Here is a 785-nt window from a genome sequence, read left to right on the forward strand (position 1 = left end):
GTGAGTGCCCGGGTGTTGGTTGGTTGTGTTTAATTTTCACGCCCCGGCCTCGGGGATGGGCTCAAACGGGGCCCTCAAAAAAATTTTCCCCCCCGGGGGGGGGGGGGGGGGCGCGGCCCCGTCCTTGGGGCATCGATCAACGAACCAGAGAGGATATCGAGACATGCCGAGCACCATCCACCTGCACCGCGTCCTGGCGACCAAGCCGGAGAAGGTCTACCGCGCATTCGTCGAGGCCGATGCGCTGGCCAAGTGGCTGCCGCCGAACGGCTTCACCTGCACGGTGCATGAGTTCGAGGGCAAGGTCGGCGGCGCCTACAAGATGTCCTTCCGCAACTTTACCACCGGCGGCAGCCATGCCTTCGGCGGCGAGTTCATTGAGCTCGTCCCGGGCGAGCGCCTGCGCTACACCGACCGCTTCGACGATCCCAATTTGCCGGGCCAGATCGAGGTGACGGTGACCTTGAAGAAAGTGTTGGTCGGCACCGAGATCAACATCACACAGGCGGGCATCCCTGACGCCATCCCCGCCGAGGCCTGCTATCTCGGCTGGCAGGAATCGCTGCGCAACCTGGCCAAGCTCGTCGAGCCGGAGATCAATCAATAGTCCCGGCAGGCCGGCGTGGTCGCCGTAGTCCTCACGTCTGGAATTGCGTCAACCGGAGAACGTTGGGGGGGGGGGGGGGGGGGGGCCCCCCCCCCCCCCCACCAAAAAAAAAAAAAAAAAAAAAAAAAAAAAAAAAAAAAAAAAGAAAAAAAAAAAAAAAAAAAAAAAAAAATATTAT

Annotated in this window: 1 protein-coding gene; it reads left to right on the plus strand. The window is 59.4% G+C overall.

Annotated elements, in window-relative coordinates; all coding sequences use genetic code 11:
- Positions 1-163: 163 nt before the first annotated feature.
- Positions 164-607 carry an SRPBCC family protein gene (locus tag P9272_RS30475; protein WP_128260726.1) on the plus strand — a complete coding sequence of 148 codons (444 nt, stop codon included), beginning with the start codon at positions 164-166 and terminating at the stop codon, positions 605-607.
- The last annotated feature ends 178 nt before the right edge of the window (positions 608-785 follow it).

The organism is Mesorhizobium sp. WSM4976, from assembly GCF_029625685.1.
Lineage (GTDB): Bacteria > Pseudomonadota > Alphaproteobacteria > Rhizobiales > Rhizobiaceae > Mesorhizobium.

Excerpts from the sequence above, each read along its gene's own strand:
- P9272_RS30475 (WP_128260726.1), top strand. The coding sequence starts at position 164 with ATGCCGAGCACCATCCACCTGCACCGCGTCCTGGCGACCAAGCCGGAG.